The sequence below is a fragment of the Phocaeicola faecalis genome (genome assembly GCF_021730445.1).
Taxonomy (GTDB): domain Bacteria; phylum Bacteroidota; class Bacteroidia; order Bacteroidales; family Bacteroidaceae; genus Phocaeicola; species Phocaeicola faecalis.
This window is the reverse complement of record NZ_JADNRM010000016.1, coordinates 83,680-104,522: the sequence shown is the minus strand read 5'-3', so window position 1 is coordinate 104,522 and position 20,843 is coordinate 83,680. Positions and strand designations below refer to the sequence as shown.

Annotated in this window: 18 protein-coding genes and 1 rRNA gene; 16 read left to right on the top strand and 3 right to left on the bottom strand. The window is 41.8% G+C overall.

The window, feature by feature from the left end; translation table 11 throughout:
• The first annotated feature begins 35 nt into the window (after positions 1-35).
• The 6 genes from rrf to der all read left to right on the top strand — a co-directional run bounded on the left by rrf (position 36) and on the right by der (position 4,530).
• A 5S ribosomal RNA gene (gene rrf, locus IR173_RS14165) occupies positions 36-146 on the top strand.
• A 189-nt stretch (positions 147-335) separates the two neighbouring features.
• Positions 336-914 carry a YceD family protein gene (locus IR173_RS14160; RefSeq protein WP_371315884.1) on the top strand — a complete coding sequence of 193 codons (579 nt, stop codon included), beginning with the start codon at positions 336-338 and terminating at the stop codon, positions 912-914.
• Positions 915-925: 11 nt separating this feature from the next.
• The gene (gene rpmF, locus IR173_RS14155; RefSeq protein WP_002562387.1) at positions 926-1,111 is read left to right on the top strand and encodes a 50S ribosomal protein L32; all 186 of its coding nucleotides are present in this window, start codon (positions 926-928) and stop codon (positions 1,109-1,111) included.
• A gap of 102 nt (positions 1,112-1,213) precedes the next feature.
• Complete coding sequence (locus tag IR173_RS14150) at positions 1,214-2,218, top strand: beta-ketoacyl-ACP synthase III (RefSeq protein ID WP_005941347.1); 1,005 nt, start codon at positions 1,214-1,216, stop codon at positions 2,216-2,218.
• Positions 2,219-2,301: 83 nt separating this feature from the next.
• Positions 2,302-3,183, top strand: coding sequence for a GTPase Era (gene era, locus IR173_RS14145; RefSeq protein WP_237040238.1), 882 nt, complete (start codon positions 2,302-2,304; stop codon positions 3,181-3,183).
• A 33-nt stretch (positions 3,184-3,216) separates the two neighbouring features.
• The gene (der, locus tag IR173_RS14140; RefSeq protein WP_237040237.1) at positions 3,217-4,530 is read left to right on the top strand and encodes a ribosome biogenesis GTPase Der; all 1,314 of its coding nucleotides are present in this window, start codon (positions 3,217-3,219) and stop codon (positions 4,528-4,530) included.
• A 173-nt stretch (positions 4,531-4,703) separates the two neighbouring features.
• Here the strand turns inward: der and IR173_RS14135 are convergent, their stop codons facing one another.
• Positions 4,704-5,480 carry an ABC transporter ATP-binding protein gene (locus tag IR173_RS14135; RefSeq protein ID WP_237040236.1) on the bottom strand — a complete coding sequence of 259 codons (777 nt, stop codon included), beginning with the start codon at positions 5,478-5,480 and terminating at the stop codon, positions 4,704-4,706.
• Positions 5,477-6,220, bottom strand: coding sequence for an MlaE family ABC transporter permease (locus IR173_RS14130; RefSeq protein ID WP_018452432.1), 744 nt, complete (start codon positions 6,218-6,220; stop codon positions 5,477-5,479). Before IR173_RS14130 ends, IR173_RS14135 begins: the two co-directional genes overlap by 4 nt.
• A 128-nt stretch (positions 6,221-6,348) precedes the next feature.
• Between IR173_RS14130 and lptB the strand changes: the two genes are divergently transcribed.
• A complete protein-coding gene (gene lptB, locus IR173_RS14125; RefSeq protein WP_237040235.1) occupies positions 6,349-7,173 on the top strand; it encodes an LPS export ABC transporter ATP-binding protein in 825 nt (274 codons plus the stop codon).
• Positions 7,174-7,369: 196 nt separating this feature from the next.
• Here the strand turns inward: lptB and IR173_RS14120 are convergent, their stop codons facing one another.
• Positions 7,370-7,618, bottom strand: a complete 249-nt coding sequence (locus IR173_RS14120) for an RNA recognition motif domain-containing protein (protein ID WP_005941332.1) — start codon at positions 7,616-7,618, stop codon at positions 7,370-7,372.
• 383 nt (positions 7,619-8,001) lie between these two features.
• On the opposite strand from IR173_RS14120, the gene tig reads away from it, so the two are divergent.
• The 9 genes from tig to IR173_RS14075 all read left to right on the top strand — a co-directional run bounded on the left by tig (position 8,002) and on the right by IR173_RS14075 (position 20,839).
• Complete coding sequence (tig, locus tag IR173_RS14115; protein ID WP_237040234.1) at positions 8,002-9,357, top strand: trigger factor; 1,356 nt, start codon at positions 8,002-8,004, stop codon at positions 9,355-9,357.
• A gap of 179 nt (positions 9,358-9,536) precedes the next feature.
• Positions 9,537-10,208, top strand: coding sequence for an ATP-dependent Clp endopeptidase proteolytic subunit ClpP (gene clpP / locus IR173_RS14110; RefSeq protein WP_237040233.1), 672 nt, complete (start codon positions 9,537-9,539; stop codon positions 10,206-10,208).
• A gap of 36 nt (positions 10,209-10,244) precedes the next feature.
• Positions 10,245-11,492, top strand: coding sequence for an ATP-dependent Clp protease ATP-binding subunit ClpX (clpX, locus tag IR173_RS14105; RefSeq protein WP_237040232.1), 1,248 nt, complete (start codon positions 10,245-10,247; stop codon positions 11,490-11,492).
• A 157-nt stretch (positions 11,493-11,649) separates the two neighbouring features.
• Entirely contained in the window at positions 11,650-13,830 is a 2,181-nt protein-coding gene (gene recQ / locus IR173_RS14100; RefSeq protein ID WP_237040231.1) for a DNA helicase RecQ, read from the top strand.
• A gap of 169 nt (positions 13,831-13,999) precedes the next feature.
• Positions 14,000-14,356, top strand: a complete 357-nt coding sequence (locus tag IR173_RS14095; RefSeq protein ID WP_237040230.1) for a BlaI/MecI/CopY family transcriptional regulator — start codon at positions 14,000-14,002, stop codon at positions 14,354-14,356.
• 18 nt (positions 14,357-14,374) lie between these two features.
• Positions 14,375-15,988, top strand: a complete 1,614-nt coding sequence (locus IR173_RS14090; RefSeq protein ID WP_237040229.1) for a M56 family metallopeptidase — start codon at positions 14,375-14,377, stop codon at positions 15,986-15,988.
• Between the two features lie 1,083 nt (positions 15,989-17,071).
• Entirely contained in the window at positions 17,072-18,547 is a 1,476-nt protein-coding gene (gene guaB / locus IR173_RS14085; RefSeq protein WP_237040228.1) for an IMP dehydrogenase, read from the top strand.
• Between the two features lie 12 nt (positions 18,548-18,559).
• Positions 18,560-19,930 carry a peptidylprolyl isomerase gene (locus IR173_RS14080; RefSeq protein WP_237040227.1) on the top strand — a complete coding sequence of 457 codons (1,371 nt, stop codon included), beginning with the start codon at positions 18,560-18,562 and terminating at the stop codon, positions 19,928-19,930.
• 36 nt (positions 19,931-19,966) lie between these two features.
• Positions 19,967-20,839 (top strand): peptidyl-prolyl cis-trans isomerase, encoded by an 873-nt coding sequence (locus IR173_RS14075; RefSeq protein WP_237040226.1) that lies wholly within the window; start codon positions 19,967-19,969, stop codon positions 20,837-20,839.
• Positions 20,840-20,843: the final 4 nt, after the last annotated feature.

Here is a 20,843-nt window from a genome sequence, read left to right as displayed (position 1 = left end):
ATTACTAATACAAGCTTACAATATGTCAACCTTCTTCAGGTGGCTATAGCGTGAGGGTTCCACCTCTTCCCATTCCGAACAGAGAAGTTAAGCCTCACCACGCCGATGGTACTGCGTAACAGTGGGAGAGTAGGTAGCTGCCGTTTTAATGAAAGCCTCCGGTTTTATGAACTGGGGGCTTTTTTATTTTTCTCCTCCTTTTTTTAGTAGGAGGAGAGGCTTTTGTAATAGATAAAACGGCCGAAAAAGGAGTTAAATTCAAAAATATCTGCCGATTATGGTATGATAATGGAATATTATTTGTATCTTTGTCGCCCGATTTATATAGTATTGCTTTGGGAAAGTTTGATAAATATAAGATAGAATTGAAGAATATGAAGGCGGACTCTGCTAAGTATGAGTTTACGCTGGATAATCAATTCTTTGTAGATCTGGATGGACCAGAAGTGCAAAAAGGAAAGCTGACAGTGGAGCTGAATGTGAAAAAGACATCTGGCGTTTTTTTGTTAGAGTTCCAGACTGAAGGTATTGTCATTGTACCATGTGACCGTTGTCTGGATGAAATGGAATTACCTATTTCGACATCAGATAAGCTGAAAGTCAAATTGGGGCCCTCATTTGCCGAAGAAGGTGATATTGTCGTGGTTCCTGAGGAAGACGGTTACATTAACATTGCATGGTTCTTGTATGAGTTCATAGCATTGAATATACCTATGAAACATGTGCATGCTCCGGGTAAATGTAATAAAGGCATGGTAGGCAAGCTGAGCAAACATTTGCGTACTTCAGGTGATGATGAGGAAGATGATGATATTGCAGTTGAATTACCCGAAGGTGAAGAAATAGGCAATGAAGAGCCTCAGGAAATAGATCCGAGATGGAATGAATTAAAGAAAATATTAGATAATAATTAAAGTTTAGAAAAATGGCACATCCTAAAAGAAGACAATCAAAAACGAGAACTGCAAAGAGAAGAACTCATGACAAGGCAGTTGCTCCTACTTTGGCTATCTGCCCTAACTGCGGCGAATGGCATGTTTACCACACTGTATGTGGAGCTTGCGGTTATTATAGAGGTAAGTTAGCAATCGAAAAAGAAGCTGCTGTTTAATCAGTAGCTTTAAACACGTTTGTACGTTTTATAAAATAAAGCCGGCGAGCTTCGGCTCTGTCGGCTGTTTTTATAAAGGGTACAAACTAATAATTTGGAATGATGGAAAAAATTAATGCAGTAATAACAGGAGTCGGTGGTTATGTACCTGATTATGTCTTGACGAATGAAGAAATCTCAAGAATGGTAGATACCAACGATGAATGGATTATGACTCGAATTGGAGTTAAAGAGAGACGTATCCTTAATGAGGAGGGATTGGGAACATCGTATATGGCGCGTAAGGCAGCCAAGCAACTGATGCAGAAAACCGGTTCAAATCCTGACGACATTGATGCGGTAATCGTAGCAACAACTACTCCTGACTATCATTTCCCTTCAACCGCTTCTATTCTGTGCGATAAGTTGGGATTGAAGAATGCATTTGCATTCGACTTACAGGCTGCGTGTTGTGGATTTTTGTACTTAATGGAAACAGCTGCTTCACTCATCGCATCTGGTAGACATAAAAAGATTATTATTGTTGGTGCTGATAAGATGTCGTCTATGGTAAACTACCAAGACCGTGCTACTTGCCCTATCTTTGGTGATGGCGCTGCAGCATGTATGGTAGAAGCTACTACAGAAGATTACGGAATAATGGATTCTATTCTGCGTACGGATGGTAAAGGTCTTCCTTTCCTTCACATGAAAGCAGGTGGGTCTGTATGTCCTCCTTCTTATTTCACGGTAGATCATAAAATGCATTATCTCTATCAGGAGGGTAGAACTGTTTTTAAATATGCTGTTTCAAATATGTCGGATATTACTGCGACTATTGCTGCAAACAATGGTTTGAATAAAGATAATATCGACTGGGTAATTCCTCATCAGGCGAACTTGCGCATCATTGATGCTGTTGCATCTCGCTTGGAAGTGCCCTTGGATAAGGTGATGATAAATATTCAGCGTTATGGAAATACCAGTGGGGCAACGCTTCCGTTGTGCCTTTGGGATTATGAAAAGCAGCTGAAGAAAGGAGATAACCTGATATTTACAGCATTCGGCGCAGGTTTCACCTATGGAGCCGTTTATGTGAAATGGGGTTACGATGGTAGTAAGAGATAATAATCATTAAACTACAAATACAAATGAACGCATCCATACTCAGATGCGTTTTTTTGTCTGTAACCAATAAATTATAAAAAATTATGCATAAGGCAGGGTTTGTAAATATAGTAGGAAATCCTAATGTGGGTAAGTCTACATTGATGAATTTGCTGGTAGGCGAACGCATCTCAATCGCTACGTTCAAGGCACAGACGACGCGTCATCGTATCATGGGTATTTTGAATACTGATGATATGCAGATTGTATTTTCGGATACCCCAGGAGTATTGAAGCCGAATTATAAGTTGCAGGAAAGTATGCTTAATTTTTCGGAGTCGGCGCTGGCAGATGCTGATGTGTTACTGTATGTGACTGATGTGATAGAGAAGCCCGACAAGAATCTGGAGTTTATCGAAAAGGTTCGTAAACTGCAAGTTCCTATCTTATTGCTGATTAATAAAATAGATTTGACTAATCAGGAAGATTTGGTAAAGCTGGTGGAAGAATGGCATGAACTGATTCCGCAAGCTGAAATTATTCCTATTTCGGCTACTTCGAAGTTTAATATAGATGTAGTGATGAAGCGCATCAAGGAATTGCTGCCCGATTCACCTCCTTATTTTGGTAAAGACCAATGGACTGATAAGCCGGCTCGTTTCTTTGTGACGGAGATTATCCGTGAAAAGATTTTGCTGTATTATGACAAGGAGATTCCTTACTCGGTAGAAGTAGTTGTAGAACAATTTAAAGAAGATGCAAAGAGCATTCATATCAGTGCGGTGATTTATGTGGAGCGTGATTCACAGAAAGGTATTATCATCGGTAAACAGGGCAAAGCATTGAAGAAAGTGGCAACAGAAGCACGTAAGACTTTAGAGCATTTCTTCCAGAAGTCTGTTTATCTTGAAACTTTTGTGAAAGTGGATAAGGACTGGAGAAGCTCTGACAAAGAACTGAAAAACTTTGGGTATCAATTGGATTAAAATCGACTGTGATAGCCGTAAACAAGAAAGAACATGGGAAATTTAGTAGCAATCGTAGGACGTCCCAATGTGGGAAAGTCTACACTTTTTAATCGTCTGACCAAGACTCGTCAGGCTATTGTAAATGAGCAGGCAGGAACAACCCGCGACCGCCAATATGGTAAGTCGGAATGGTTGGGACGTGAGTTCTCTGTCGTTGATACCGGCGGATGGGTAGTAAACTCGGATGATGTTTTTGAAGAGGAAATCCGCAAACAGGTATTGTTGGCCGTTGATGAAGCGGATGTGATTCTATTTGTTGTAGATGTGGTAAATGGAGTGACAGACCTTGATATGGAGGTGGCTGCCATCTTGCGTCGCACAAAGAAGCCGGTTATCATGGTAGCAAATAAGACTGACAACAATGACTTGCAATATAATGCAGCCGAATTTTATACGTTGGGACTTGATGACCCGTATTGTATTTCTGCCTTGAGTGGATTCGGCACAGGAGATTTAATGGACTTGATTGTAAGCAAGTTCAGTAAAGAAGGAGAAGAACTGTTGGACGAGGATATTCCCCGTTTTGCAGTGGTGGGCCGTCCGAATGCAGGAAAATCATCTATCGTAAATGCCTTTATCGGTGAAGACCGTAATATTGTGACAGAGATTGCCGGTACTACGCGTGACTCTATTTATACTCGTTACGAGAAGTTTGGTTTTGATTTCTATTTGGTGGATACCGCCGGTATTCGCAAAAAGAATAAAGTGACGGAAGATTTGGAATACTATTCCGTTATCCGCTCTATCCGCTCCATCGAAAATTCGGATGTATGTATCTTGATGATTGATGCAACCCGTGGTATAGAGGGACAGGATTTGAATATTTTTTCGCTTATCCAGCGTAATCAGAAGGGACTGGTAGTAGTAGTGAATAAATGGGATTTGATAGAGAATAAAGATGCCAAGGTGATGAAGACATACGAAGAGGCTATTCGTTCGCGTTTTGCTCCATTTGTGGACTTCCCTATCATATTTGCTTCTGCAATGACTAAACAACGCATTTTTAAAGTGCTGGAAATGGCTAAGGAGGTTTATCATGCCCGCACAACCCGTATTCCGACTGCTCGTCTGAATGAAGAAATGTTGCCGTTGATTGAGGCATATCCGCCCCCCTCAACAAAAGGAAAATATATTAAGATTAAATATTGTACACAGTTGCCTAATACACAAGTTCCTTCTTTTGTGTTCTTCGCTAATTTGCCTCAATATGTAAAGGATCCGTATAAACGTTTTCTTGAGAATAAGATGCGTGAGAAATGGGGACTTTCCGGTACTCCGATAAATATTTATATCAGACAGAAATAAAGTATTTAACATAAAATTCAAATGAGGTTGTTTCAGAATAAGAGAATGAGACAGCCTCATTGTTTTATTTCTGCATGGACGGAATGTTTCCATCCGAATACATAATGCGAACTGAATTGTTGTCATTCGGGCGAACATAAATATATAGTCCGCCCCTATGGTAGATAATTCCCTTATTTTTTCTTTTCTATTTCCCTAATCTCTTCTTCTTTTACTTTGCGCAATAAATCAGAAGCGAAAATAAAGTTGTTCAGGCGTTCATTTGTTGCTGTGAATACATCATTCTTAGTGCCTTCCCACTCTTTATGTCCTTGGTAGATGTAGAGAATACTGTCACCGATTCCCATTACAGAGTTCATATCGTGAGTATTGATAATCGTAGTCATGTTATATTCGGTAGTGATATCATGAATCAGTTCGTCGATTACCAACGATGTTTTAGGATCCAAGCCGGAGTTTGGTTCATCACAGAATAGATATTGCGGATTTAGTGCGATGGCACGTGCAATGGCAACACGCTTCTGCATACCGCCACTGATTTCTCCCGGGTACTTATTTTGAGCTTCAATCAGATTGACACGGTCAAGGCAGAATTGAGCACGCCTCAGACGGTCACGGTAAGTGTCGTTAGAGAACATATCGAGTGGAAACATCACATTTTCCAATACCGTAAGAGAGTCGAATAAGGCAGCACTTTGGAAAATCATTCCCATTTCGCGACGTAATGTCTTTTTCTCTTTCTTATTCATGCTTAGGAAGTTACGACCGTCATAGAGGATTTCCCCCCTTTCGGGTGTCAGCAGCCCTACGATACATTTCATCAATACCGTTTTTCCCGAACCGCTCTGACCGATAATCAGGTTGGTTTTTCCGTTATCAAAAATGGCATTGATATCTACCAATACATCTTTGCCTTCGAATGACTTATATAATGATTTAACTTGTATCATCCCATTAAAAGTTGTGTTAATACCAAGTCGGAGAACAGAATCAGTACACTGCTCATGACTACAGAATCTGTACTTGCCTTACCCACTGCAATGGAGCCGCCCTCTACTGTATAACCGAAGTAGGCTGATACACTGGAGATGATAAAAGCGAAGAACAATGACTTTATAAAACTACACCAGACAAACCATTCCTGGAAACTGTATTGCAAACCGTATTCCAAATCTTCCGCATTCAGTACCCCACCAAACCAGCAGGTGCAAAAGGCACCTATGATTCCGGAGAAAATACTAAAAATCACCAGAAAAGGAATCATAGTCATCAAAGCAGCAATTTTAGGCAGAATGAGATAACCTGCCGAATTGACTCCCATAATCTCAAGAGCGTCGATTTGCTGAGTTACCCGCATTGTTCCTATCTCTGAAGCAATGTTGGACCCGACCTTACCGGCAAGGATGAGACACATGATAGAGGACGAAAACTCCAACAACATGATTTCACGGGTAGTGTAACCTACTACGAAGCGCGGCATCCAAGGGCTTTCGATGTTTAATTTGATTTGAATGGTAATAACTGCACCAATGAAGAATGAAATCAGCAGCACAATGCCGATAGAATTTACTCCCAGTTGCACCATTTCATTGAGGTATTGTTTGAAAAACATTCTCATACGTTCCGGACGCGCAAAAGTACGTCCCATCAGTATGATGTATTTTCCTACAGTCGTTATGGGTCTTATCATCATAGTTTTCACAATTTCCTGCAAAAGTAGCCTTTTTTGTCTATATAAATGCAAAAGATGTTCTGATTTTCTGTTCTGTTATACGTTTCCTAAACTTTTTTAGTACTTTTGTCCCAAAATTCGTAGATATGTCAGAGCAGGAAATAGAACAACAAAATGTAATGCCTGAAAATGGCAAAATGGTATTGCGTACTGAAAATCTGGTAAAGAAGTACGGCAAACGTACTGTAGTGAGCCATGTTTCCTTTGATGTGAAGCAAGGAGAGATTGTCGGTTTGCTGGGGCCGAATGGGGCAGGTAAGACTACCTCTTTTTATATGACTACCGGTTTGATTGTACCCAATGAAGGACATATTTATTTGAATGATTTGGATATCACTTCTTATCCTGTGTACAAACGAGCTCAAAACGGTATCGGCTATTTGGCACAAGAAGCCTCTGTGTTCCGCAAAATGAGTGTGGAAGATAATATCGCTTCTGTTTTGGAACTGACAAAGACCAGTCCCGAATATCAAAAGGAGAAACTGGAAAGCTTGATAGCTGAGTTCCGCTTGCAAAAGGTGCGTAAGAATTTGGGAGACCAGTTGTCGGGAGGTGAGCGTCGTCGAACGGAGATAGCCCGTTGTCTGGCAATCGACCCAAAGTTTATTATGCTCGATGAACCGTTTGCCGGTGTAGACCCTATTGCAGTAGAGGATATACAGCATATTGTGTGGAAATTGAAAGACAAGAATATCGGAATCTTGATAACCGACCATAATGCATTGGAAACTCTGCGTTTGACTGACCGGGCCTATTTGTTGTTTGAAGGAAAGATTCTGTTCCAAGGCACGCCCGAAGAGTTGGCAGAGAATCCGGTTGTCCGTGAGAAATATCTGGGAACCAACTTTGTGCTTCGCCGTAAAGACTTCCAACTGGAAGAAGCCAATCGGAAACAGCAGATGCAAGGCTAAAAGATACATTAGTACGTATAGGCTTATGCGTTAGTACGTGTAGAGCTATGCGTACTAACGTGTGAGCCAACGCGTACGTACGTGTAAGCGGATGCGTCAGTCCCCTAAAATTGGCCGGATGATGTGCGGCAGAAAATTCCAAATAAAAAAGGCTGCGAATCCATTCGCAGCCTTTTTAGTCTGTATCAATCAGTAATTACATTCTTTTCGGTAATGCTTCTTTGATAACTAATTGACGGCCCATAAATTCAGAACCGTTCAGTTCGTTGATGGCTTTAGCAGCATCCTGGTCATCTTCCATTTCAACAAAAGCAAATCCTTTTGACTTACCTGTTTCACGGTCTTTGATAACCTTTACAGAAGTTACTACTCCGTAAGCAGACATTGCTTGTTCCAAATCTCCTTCCTTAACACGGTAGTTAAGGTTTCCAACATACATATTCATAGTGAAAAAATAAAAATAAATAAAATAAAAAATACTCTCTGAATGGTGATTATTAATGAGATAGGGGGATTAGAACAACAGAGAGTTTACGTAAGTGCTATGCGTACAGAAGTAAAACCTTGTAATAAAAATCACTAGCTATATTATCTATCACCAGTTCGACCACAAAGGAACGCATAAAATTTGAATAAGCAAGAAAAAAAGCGACTTTTTTTTCTTTTTTTTATTTGTGCCATTTTATTTGTCTTTTATCAGGCTACTTTCTATTGTCAATTAGTTTTTTTTAGCCTGTGTATTTGGTAATTGAAAGATTAAACACTAATTTTGCAACCTCTTTGATGAGAAAATCTGAAAGAAGTAACAATTAAATAAAATAAGTCAGAATGAATATTTCATTGCAAAACGTTGACAAGGTAAGTGCATTGCTTACTGTTAATATCGAAAAGGCCGATTATCAGGAAAAAGTAGAAAAAGTGTTGAAGACTTACCGTCAGAAAGCCAACATTCCGGGTTTCCGTAAAGGCATGGTACCTATGAGTCTTATCAAAAAGCAATTTGGTAAAGCTGTGCTTGCTGAAGAAGTTGATAAGCTGATGCAGGAAAAAGTAAACGAATATATCCGTGAAAACAAAGTGAATATGCTGGGTATGCCGTTGCCGAACGCTGAAAAGATGCAGCCGGTGGATTTCGACACTCAGGAAAACTTTGAGTTTGTATTCGATATTGCTTTGGCTCCTGAATTCAATGCTGAAATCACAAATCAGGATACTGTAGATTATTATACAATCGAAGTGGCTGACGAATTGGTGGAACAGCAGGTGAAAATGTACACTCAGCGTGCGGCTAAATATGATAAAGTAGAAGCCTACGAAGACAAAGACATGATTAAGGGGCTGTTGGCTGAGCTGGACGAAAACGGTAACACTAAAGAAGGTGGTATTCAGGTAGAAGGCGCCGTAATGATGCCGGCTTACATGAAGAACGATGACCAAAAAGCTATCTTCAACGGAGCTAAGGTTAATGACGTTTTGGTATTCAACCCTGCTACTGCATTTGATAACAACGAAGCAGAACTTTCTTCATTGCTGAAAATCAAGAAAGAAGAAGTTGCAGATGTTAAAGGTAACTTCAGCTTCCAAGTGGAAGAAATCACTCGCATGATTCCTGCAGAACTGAACCAGGAATTGTTCGACCAGGTATTTGGCAAAGACACAGTGAAGAGTGAAGAAGAATTCCGTGCAAAAATCAAAGAAGGAATTGCCGTTCAGTTTGAAGCGGACAGCAACTACAAGTTCTTGATGGATGTTCGTGATTACCTGACTAAGAGAGTAGGCAAACTTGAATTCCCGGATGCTTTGTTGAAGCGCATCATGTTGCTGAACAATGAAGAAAAGGGAGAAGCATTCGTAGCTGAAAACTACGACAAGAGCATCGAAGAACTGACTTGGCATCTGATTAAGGAACAGTTGATTGCTGCTAATGAAATCAAGGTGGAACAAGCAGACGTTTTGAATATGGCTAAAGAAGCTACCCGTCTTCAGTTCGCTCAGTATGGCATGTTGAACATTCCTGAAGAAATGCTCGAAAACTATGCAAAAGAAATGCTGAAAAAACAAGAAACGGTAGAATCTTTGGTAAACCGTGCCGTAGAAAGCAAACTGGCTGCTGCTTTGAAGGAAAAAGCAACTTTGAACCACAAGTCAGTTACAATGGAAGAATTCAACAAAATGTTTGAATAATATTTTTGGCAAGATAAGCATTGATTGCTAAATCTTACTAAAAAAGGGGGCTTTTGACCAGAAATTTTCGTTATAAGCAAAAGTTTCGATACGTCGACCGTATTTTTTTGTACTTTTGTTTGTTTGAAAAAATGGGGTTGAAAGCCTCTTTTTGTGAATAATAACTAAACCATTAAATTATGGATGATTTTAGAAAATTTGCTACCAAGCATTTAGGAATGAACAGCATGGTGCTGGACGATGTCATTAAGTCTCAAGGCGGATATCTGAACCCTTATATTTTGGAAGAACGTCAGTTGAACGTAACCCAGCTCGACGTATTTTCGCGTTTGATGATGGACAGAATTATCTTTCTGGGTACAGAAATCAATGACTATACGGCTAACACTCTCCAGGCTCAGCTCCTTTATCTGGATTCTGTAGATTCAGGAAAAGATATATCTATTTATATTAACTCGCCGGGTGGCTCTGTTTATGCCGGACTGGGTATTTATGACACCATGCAGTTTATCAATAGCGATGTAGCCACCATCTGTACCGGTATGGCCGCTTCGATGGCAGCAGTTTTGCTGGTTGCGGGAACTGAAGGAAAACGTTCGGCGCTGACACACTCCCGTGTAATGATTCATCAGCCGATGGGTGGCACTCAGGGCCAGGCTTCGGATATTGAAATTACAGCGCGTGAAATAATGAAGCTGAAGAAAGAACTTTATACAATCATAGCAGAACACTCGCATACTGATTTTGATAAGGTATGGGCAGATTCAGACCGTGATTATTGGATGACGGCTCAGGAGGCAAAAGAGTATGGTATGATTGATGAAGTGCTGTCTCGCAAGCCGGCTCTATAATATATAAGGTATAATTACATTAATATTAAGAGAAAATTGGAAGATAGTAAAACACCAAGAAACAAGAGAAAGTGCAGTTTTTGCGGACGCTCTGAAAATGAGGTAGGTTTTCTTATTACCGGCATGAACGGCTGTATTTGTGACAGTTGTTCCGAGCAGGCATACGAGATTACCAAAGAAGCCCTTCACCAGTCAAAAGGAAAAGCAGAAGAGCTCAACTTGAAAGAGTTGCCTAAACCGCAACAGATTAAAGAATTCCTGGACGAGTATGTCATCGGCCAGGATGATGCGAAAAGATATCTTTCGGTAGCCGTTTACAATCACTATAAGCGTTTGCTTCAGAAAGCGGACGAGGATGATGTGGAAATTGAAAAGTCCAATATCATCATGGTGGGTAGCACAGGAACCGGAAAGACATTGCTTGCCCGTACGATTGCAAAGCTATTGCATGTTCCTTTTACCATTGTTGATGCTACTGTTTTGACCGAAGCCGGATATGTGGGTGAAGATATTGAAAGCCTTCTGACCCGTTTGCTTCAAGTGGCGGATTACAATGTGCCCGAAGCTGAAAAAGGTATTGTATTCATAGATGAAATCGATAAGATAGCCCGTAAAGGGGACAATCCTTCCATCACTCGCGATGTAAGCGGTGAGGGAGTGCAGCAAGGTTTGTTGAAACTGTTGGAAGGCTCGGTAGTCAATGTCCCGCCCCAGGGCGGACGCAAGCACCCGGATCAGAAAATGATTCAGGTCAATACCAAAAATATTCTGTTCATTTGTGGCGGAGCATTCGACGGTATTGAGCGAAAGATAGCCCAGCGTCTCAACACTAATGTTGTAGGCTATAGTGCAGCCAAGGAAACGGTGAAAATAGACCGTAGTAATATGATGCAGTATATTGCACCCCAAGATTTGAAATCATTCGGACTGATACCCGAAATAATCGGTCGTCTGCCTATTCTTACTTATTTGAATCCGTTGGATAGAAACGCATTGCGCAGTATCCTTACGGAGCCAAAGAATTCTATTATCAAGCAGTACGTCAAACTGTTTAAAATGGATAAAATAGAATTGGTATTTCAGCCCGAAGTATTCGAATACATAGTTGACAAAGCTATCGAATACAAACTTGGAGCCCGTGGATTGCGTTCCATCGTAGAAACGATTATGATGGATATGATGTTTGAATTGCCATCAAAGAAGGTGAAAAGCTTTGAAGTAACGTTGGATTACGCTCAAAAACAGATGGATAAAGCAAATATTTCACGGCTGCAAAATGCTTAGTATCAATAGAATAAAGGGAGAGAGAAAGAAAAATGCAATTCTTCTGAAAAATATTACTCGAAATATTCGTGTAATTTGAGAACTTGTTTATAACTTTGTTAGACAACAAAAGATGTAAAAACAAGAACCGGGGAACCGCGAAAAACTATTTGATACAATGAAGGAGAATATAAATTTGACTAGCGCACTGAAAAAGTATTTTGGATTTGATACTTTCAAGGGAAACCAAGAAGCAATTATCCGTAATTTGCTGGCCGGGAATGATACATTTGTGTTAATGCCTACGGGCGGCGGAAAATCGTTATGTTATCAGTTGCCTTCACTCATCATGGAAGGAACGGCAATTGTCATATCTCCTTTAATTGCATTAATGAAAAATCAGGTGGATGCCATGCGTAACTTCAGCGAAGAAGACGGAGTGGCTCATTTCATCAATTCTTCATTAAACAAGTCGGCTATCGACCAAGTGAAATCAGATATTTTGAGTGGAAAGACCAAATTGCTCTATGTAGCTCCTGAGTCATTGACGAAGGAAGAGAATGTAGAGTTTCTGAGAGGTGTGAAGATTTCTTTCTATGCAGTAGACGAGGCGCACTGTATTTCGGAATGGGGGCATGATTTCCGTCCCGAGTACCGTCGGATTCGTCCTATTATAAATGAAATAGGAAAGGCGCCTGTCATTGCGCTTACGGCTACGGCTACTCCGAAAGTTCGTATGGATATCCAGAAGAATTTGGGAATGCTGGATGCGGCAGAGTTTAAATCTTCATTCAATCGTCCGAATCTTTATTACGAGGTACGCCCCAAGACGAATAATATCGACCGTGATATTATTAAGTTTATTAAGGCAAATCCCGGCAAGTCAGGCATTATTTATTGTCTGAGTCGTAAGAAAGTAGAAGAACTGGCAGAAATATTGCAAGCCAACGGCATCAATGCCCGCGCTTATCATGCCGGTATGGATTCGGCAACACGCACCGCCAATCAGGATGGTTTCCTGAAAGAAGACATCGACGTAATTGTAGCTACTATCGCATTTGGAATGGGTATTGACAAGCCTGATGTGCGTTTTGTGATACACTATGATATCCCCAAGAGTCTGGAAGGCTATTATCAGGAAACAGGTAGAGCCGGACGTGACGGGGGAGAAGGTATGTGCATTACATTCTATTCCAACAAAGACTTGCAGAAGCTGGAAAAGTTTATGCAGGGAAAACCGGTAGCCGAGCAGGAAATAGGTAAACAGCTATTGCTGGAAACAGCAGCTTATGCCGAGTCGTCGGTATGTCGTCGCAAATCGTTATTACATTATTTTGGAGAAGAGTTTACAGAAGATAATTGTGGAAATTGTGATAACTGTTTAAATCCTAAAAAGCAAGTGGAGGCTCAGGATTCATTGTGTGCCGTGATTGAAACAATCATAGCGGTAAAAGAAAACTTTAAAGCAGATTATATAATAGATATTCTTCTGGGTAAGGAAACTACGGAAGTACTTGCACACAAACATGAAGAGCTTGAAGTGTTCGGCTCTGGCATGGGTGAAGAAGATAAAACGTGGAATGCTGTCATTCGCCAAGCGTTGATAGCCGGTTATTTAAGCAAAGATGTCGAGAACTATGGATTGCTGAAGGTGACCTCTGAAGGTCATAAGTTCCTTAAGAATCCGAAATCGTTCAAGATAGTGGAAGATAATGATTTTGAAGAGGAAGAAGAAGAAACTCCGGTTCGGGGAGGCGCTTCATGTGCAGTAGACCCTGTGCTTTATTCCATGCTGAAAGATTTGCGCAAGAAGCTGTCGAAGAAGCTGGATGTTCCTCCTTATGTCATATTCCAGGATCCTTCTTTGGAGGCAATGGCGACCATCTATCCCGTTACGCTGGAAGAACTTCAGAATATTCCGGGTGTGGGTGCAGGCAAAGCTAAACGTTACGGTCAGGAGTTCTGTGTATTGATAAAGAAACACTGCGAAGAAAATGAGATTGAACGTCCTGAAGATTTGCGTGTCCGTACCGTTGCCAATAAGTCAAAGTTGAAGGTGTCTATCATCCAGTCAATCGACCGTAAGGTCGCTCTTGATGATATTGCCGTATCCAAAGGGTTGGAATTCAGCGAGCTGCTGGATGAGGTAGAAGCTATCGTGTATTCGGGTACTAAGCTGAATATTGACTACTTCCTCGAAGAAATTATGGATGAAGACCACTTGGATGACATCTACGATTACTTCAAAGAGTCTACGACCGATAAGATAGACGATGCAATGGAAGAGTTGGGTGATGACTATACCGAAGACGAAATCCGTCTGGTGCGTATCAAGTTCATTTCCGAAATGGCAAACTAATCAAAGGATTAATATATAAAGAAAGCCGGATTTCTACGAGGGAATCCGGCTTTTTTTATATCATATCGTTAATTACTATTAAATATAATACTTCTACTAATAGATTTAGTAGTTTGTATCAAACTTTGCTTATATTTGTACTGTGTCTAACCGATAAACAAAGAAAAGAATGAAGAAACTGACAGCGAAGGAAGAAGAGATAATGAATATCTTCTGGCAACACGGGCCGATGTTCATTCGTGAAATGCTGGCCTTTTATGAGGAACCCAAGCCTCACTATAATACGGTGGCTACATTGGTAAAACTGTTGGTCGAGAAAGGATTTGTTACTTTCCGTGTGTGGGGCAATAGTTATCGCTATGATGCGATAGTTTCGGAGAAAGAATACAAAGGGGCGGCGTTGAGCGATGTCATTTCGCAATATTACGACAACTCTTATACTCGGGTGGTGTCGCAGTTCATTGAGGAAGAGAAGATGGGGCTGGACGAGCTGAAGGCACTGATAGCAAAAATTGAAAAAGGATAGGAATAAAAGAAAAACGTCATGGCTGCCTTTGTCATTTATATATTGAAAAGCACCCTCTGCCTGTCTGTATTTTATTTGTGGTACCGGCTGCTATTCAGAGGAACCACTCATTTTCGGTTTAATCGCCGGATTTTAGTGTTGGGCTTGTTAGTGTGCTCATTACTTCCGCTGATACATTTCACTCTAGAGAAAGAATTACCAGTGCATCGTCCGTTGCGTATGTTGGACGAGGCATTGACTATAGTTGCTTTGCCTGAAAAGGGACAGGCTGAGGTAGGGGCGATTGTTCCTGCCGATACCGGAGAAGGTGTGTTTCTCTATCCCCGGTTTTTCTTTTTTCTTTATGCCGGAGGGTGTGCCTTTGTCCTGTGTCTGTTCTTGTCGGCATACATCCGTATGTGGCGTCTGATAAGAGGTGCTTCCACATTTCGTGAAAGCGGTGTGTGTTGGGCATTGACAGACAGGCAGGTAAGTCCTTTCAGCTGGGGAAATTACATTGTGATGAATCGTAAGGACTATGAGGCTTATCCGTTGATACGCCTGCACGAACAGATGCATGTGCTTCACGGTCACTCATGGGACGGCCTTTTGGTGCAGCTGTTGCAGGTTTTCCACTGGTTCAATCCGGTAGTGTGGCTGTGGCAGAAAGAGTTGCGCGACCTGCATGAGTATCAGGCAGACCATGAAGTAATCAGTCGTGGCATTGATGTAAAAACATATCAATTATTATTGGTGGAAAAAGCTGTGGGCACAAGGCTCTACTCTATGGCCTGCGGTTTTGACCATTGTTCACTTAAAAAACGTATAACTATGATGATGAAAAGAAAAACACCCGGATGGAAGCGCTTGTATATCTTGATAGCGTTTCCGTTGGCTGCGGGAGCCGTATTTGTGTTCGCCCAGCCTAAAGTAGATGCCACCTTACAGACAGTCGTGGCGGGACAGGCAACCGCGTGTGACAGCAGTTCGCTGGATATTTCGCTTTCGGCGGCTGATTATGCTGGACTGGCGGCAGATGCCGTGGCATTTGATGTGTATGTCAATCAGCGCAACCAGTTGATGATTGGTGCCTTCAACAAGATGGATGCGGTGAAGTTGGAAGGTCTGGCAGATGCCGTGTCGAAGAGGCTCGTCGCTGACTTCTCTTCCCGATATGCCAAGAGGAAGGATGTACCGGAGATGGTAGCCTGCATCACAGCCGACCGGAATGCGAAGATGGGCTGTGTTTACGAGGCCAAGCAGCAGATAAGCCGCGGATATGAGTTGGCGGTGCGCGAGTTGAGTGCAACCTATCCTGCCGGAGTGTTGCAGCATAACCTTTCCAGTCGGATTGTCTATAATCCTCCCCGGTCTTATGGAAATCCGGTTGCAGGGGTTTCGGATAAAAACCAACGTCTGGAAGGGTTTGGCATCACGATTTTCATGGAAGGAGAGAAGAAAGGAAGTCTGAAAGATTTTACTTTACAGGAATTGGAATCCGAAATAGCTTCCTTGCTCGAAGGAGCGGACGTATCGAAAAACGTGATATCCGTCGGGCTTAGTGTGCCGAAGGATGTGCAAGAAGGTATAATGCACGATGTCAAGCAGGTGCTGCGTAAGTTGTATCTGTTGAAGGTTGATACGGCTCATTGAATCTTGCGGGTTGGCTTCTGCCGATGATGGTGATGAAGTTGGGAAAAACTGCTTTCACACAAAACAAGGCATAACTTGTTGATATATAGTGCTGATAGGTGAAACGTACTATACGTTATGTGTGAAAGCGGATGCCACAGACTTTATTAGGGCGTCCCATCGTGGGCTGTCTTATTTTCTGTTGTAGTTACTGCTACTCCGAAAAGGCGGGTCAAGCCAAAAAGTGTGTTGGCATCATATTCTGAGAAAACTCGGGCCAGTCATTATTCTTGGGGATTTAATATATCAATCAAATACTGGGTCAATCTGAAAACCCTGTGGGTGATAAGCATGACCTCTGAGTTACAATGCTGACGTCCAATCAGGTGTTCGTCTGATGTACTTGATTTATAATACTTTGGAAGGATGTATGTTTTTAGCATTGCAAACTTTAAATGTTTCTCAAATATTATACCCACATACTTTTTGACTTGACCCCAAATACTTGTCTCCTGATGCTGTCTTCTTCGGTTTTCAACCCCTGCATGCGTTCTTGAGCTCCCTAAGTCGTTTCATTAGGCGGACTAAGCGTTTTCGTCCTTTCGGNGTCGTTTCATTAGGCGGACTAAGCGTTTTCGTCCTTTCGGTTATGCCTGTGTGTCCGTCGGATTACTACAGTCTCCGGCAGCGGACTGTATAGTCCGTTGCAGTGGACCGTACAGACTACTACAGTGGACTGTACAGTCCACTGCCGGAGTCTGTAATAATCTTCCGTTCAAAAGGTCTTGGCTGACCCTATGAAACGGCTTGTTCTTTCCTTTGTTTGTGATAGGATATTTACTCCCTCCCCAAGAATAATAAGTGACCCGGATTTTCTCAAACTATGATACCCGCACACTTTTTGACTTAATCCGCTTTATATACGTGAACGGAGGAGGATGCAAATGAATGGCTAATCAGATAATGGAGGCTTTGTCGGGGTAGGGTTGGTTATTGTTTCTGCTAAATTTTCTTTCACCTTAACAAAAAAATATTCTATCATTTTCCAGTATTGAATAAAACTCGTATATTTGCACGCAATAAATTCAAAACGCATTAAGCCCTATGTCATTTATTGCAGATAAAATTGTAATGGACGGATTGACTTACGACGATGTATTGTTAATCCCAGCCTATTCTGAAGTTTTACCCAAAGCAGTCGAACTCTCGACTAAGTTCTCACGCAACATCGAGTTAAAAGTACCTTTTGTGACCGCCGCTATGGATACGGTTACTGAGGCTAAAATGGCTATTGCCATTGCTCGTGAAGGCGGTATCGGTGTTATTCATAAAAACATGTCTATAGAAGAACAGGCACGCCAGGTAGCTATTGTGAAACGTGCTGAGAATGGTATGATTTATGATCCCGTAACTATCAAGAGAGGCTCTACCGTGAGAGATGCTTTGGCACTGATGGCTGAGTATAGAATCGGCGGTATTCCTGTTGTGGACGATGAAAGATATCTGGTAGGTATTGTTACCAATCGCGACCTCCGTTTTGAGAAAGATATGGATAAGCGTATTGATGAAGTGATGACGAAAGAGAATATCGTTACTACCAACCAGACTACCGATATGGAAGCTGCTTCACAAATTTTGCAGGAACATAAAATTGAGAAGTTGCCCGTAGTGGATAAAGACGGTAAACTGGTAGGCTTGATTACTTATAAGGATATAACAAAAGCGAAAGACAAGCCGATGGCTTGTAAAGATGCCAAAGGCAGGTTGCGCGTTGCTGCCGGTGTAGGTGTGACAGTGGATACACTCGACCGTATGCAGGCTTTGGTGGATGCCGGTGCTGATGCTATCGTTATTGATACAGCTCATGGACATTCTAAATATGTGATTGAAAAACTAAAAGAGGCAAAGAAACGCTTCCCGAACATTGATATTGTAGTAGGTAATATCGCTACCGGAGAAGCTGCAAAAGCATTGGTTGAAGCCGGTGCGGATGCAGTGAAAGTTGGTATCGGTCCGGGCTCTATCTGTACAACCCGCGTGGTGGCCGGTGTAGGTGTTCCTCAGTTGTCTGCTGTGTATGACGTAGCTAAGGCTTTGAAGGGTACAGGTGTTCCTTTGATAGCCGATGGTGGTTTGCGTTATTCGGGAGATGTCGTAAAGGCTTTGGCTGCCGGTGGATATAGTGTAATGATTGGTTCATTGGTTGCCGGAACAGAAGAATCTCCGGGTGATACGATTATCTTTAATGGCCGTAAGTTTAAGTCATATCGTGGTATGGGTTCTTTGGAAGCGATGGAGAATGGTTCAAAAGACCGTTATTTCCAGAGTGGAACTGCCGATGTGAAGAAATTGGTGCCGGAAGGTATTGCCGCACGTGTTCCCTATAAAGGCACTTTGTACGAAGTAATCTATCAGTTGGTGGGTGGTCTGCGTGCAGGTATGGGTTATTGCGGTGCTGCCAATATTGAGAAACTGCATGATGCCAAATTTACCCGCATTACTAATGCCGGTGTATTGGAAAGCCATCCGCATGATGTAGCTATCACTAGTGAGGCTCCTAATTACAGCCGTCCTCAATAAAATGAAAATATAATGCCGCGTTATTTGCTCGGTGTTCTCTTGCTTCTCCTTGTGTCTGTGTCTGAAGCGCAGGCGCAAGGAGATGTTATGTTGTATATTGACAGCAAGCCTGTTTATCGGTCTGAATTTGAATATTATTATCGGAAAGCTCCCAAGCAGACTCCCGAAGCTTATTTGCCTGCCTTTATCAACTATAAACTGAAGGTGAGATATGCCATGGATAGTGGTTTGGATACTGTGGCTGCTTTTCGCAGGCAACTTTCATTTTATGAAGGTCGTTTGGTAAAGTCGTATGTGGTGGATGCGGCTGGGGAGGAACGGGAGTCCCGTTCCATTTATGAACGGAATAAACGGCGTCTCCAGACAAATGATTGGGTGAGAATAGCTCATATCAGTAAATATTTGCCTCAAAATGCGACCCCTGCCGCAGAACAGGCGGCACAGGCTGTTATGGACTCCATCTATTCTGCATTGCAGGATGGGGCTGATTTTTCATGGTTGGCACGTCATTATTCAGATGATGCGGACAGCCGGCAAGTCGGAGGACTGTTGCCATGGATGCCCGTCAATAAGAATATGCAAGAATGGGTGGACAAACTGGCAGTGTTGGAAAAGAACAAAGTCTCGGTTCCTTTTTATTCTCCTTTAGGTCTTCATATTGTCAAGTGGGTGGAGCGTAAGCCTTTTGCCTCTTACGAGGATAAAAAGGAGGAAATACAGGAATATATGGAGCATGAAGGAGTTTCTTCTCCTTCGGTCAGAAAAGATGTTTTGGCTCTTTACCGGTCAGGCGCTTTGGCCGGGAAATATCCCGATTGGACGTTGCGTTGGCAAGAAGTGCATGATGGTCTGTTGGCCTCTTATCTTACCCGGAAGTATCAGGAGGGGGAGTATGCTTGTTCCGAAGCCGATTTGGAACGCTATTTCAAACAGCATAAATCAGATTATGCTTGGGAGTTGCCCCGGTATAAAGGAGCTGTTATTCATTGCAAGGATAAGAAAATGGCTTCTGCCATCAAGAAATACTTAAAGAAAAAGCCGGTGGAGGAGTGGAAATCCGCTTTAGAAAAGTTGATGATGAACGCATCGGTTCCGCAAGCAAGTATAGAAGTGGGAGTATTTATCATTGGAAAGAACCAATATGTGGATAAATTAGTCTTTAAGTGCGGAAGTTTTGAACAAGTTCCCGGTTTTTCTTATACTTTTGTGATGGGAAAGAAGCTGAAGAAGGGACCGGAGAACTATTTGGATGTAAAGGATGCGGTAATCCGTGATTATCAGGCTGTACATGAGGACTCTTGGATGAAAGATTTGAAACGGAAGTATAAGGTTGAAATAAACCAAGAGGTTTTAAAAACAGTTAATAATAACGGAAGTAATTAATTATTGCAGTATCTTCGTTCACTATTTTAATGCTTTATGAGTATCGTGAAAAACTGGGGAGTAATACTTGTGATTGCCGCTGCCATGACTGGATGCGGTCAGGAGCATAACCATAAAGGAAAAACTCCTTTAGTGGAAGTGTCCGGTGAATTTCTGTATAAGGAAGATTTGCAGGCGGCTCTTCCTCTCAATATATCGAAGGATGATAGTGTATTGTTTGCCGAACACTATATCAAGAATTGGATAGAGGATGCGCTGCTGTTTGATAAGGCGGAGGGGAATATTCCCGACAATGATAAAATCTCCAAACTGGTGGAGAACTATCGCCGTGCATTGATTATGCACACTTATCAAGAGGAGTTGGTGAATCAGAAATTGGCAAACGATATCAGTGAGGAGGAAATCAATGCTTATTATGAAAAGAACAAAGATTTGTTCCGACTGGATAACCCATTGGTCAAAGGACTTTTTATAAAGGTTCCTCTCACTTCTCCTGATTTGGGGAATGTGCGTGTGTGGTATCGGAAGAATAATCAGGACGCTATTGAAAAATTGGAGAAGTATAGTTTGCGTAATGCAGTGAGTTATGATTATTTTTATGACCGTTGGACGTCTGTGCCCGATGTGGCTGTCAAGATACCTTTGAAGGTGCTGGATACGGACGCAAGCTATTTGGATAAAAACAGGAATGTAGAAGTAAAGGACACGGCCTTTTGCTATTTCTTGCATATAGAAGATTTCTTGGGAAAGGATAAACAAAAGCCGTTGGACTTTGCCAGAGATGAAATAAAAGAGATTTTAATAAATCTGAAGCGTGTGGAGTTTATCAACAAGGTGAAAGAGGACTTGTATCAGCGGGCTTCGGATAGAAACAAGATTATTTATTATTATTTGAATTCAGATGAATAAATTG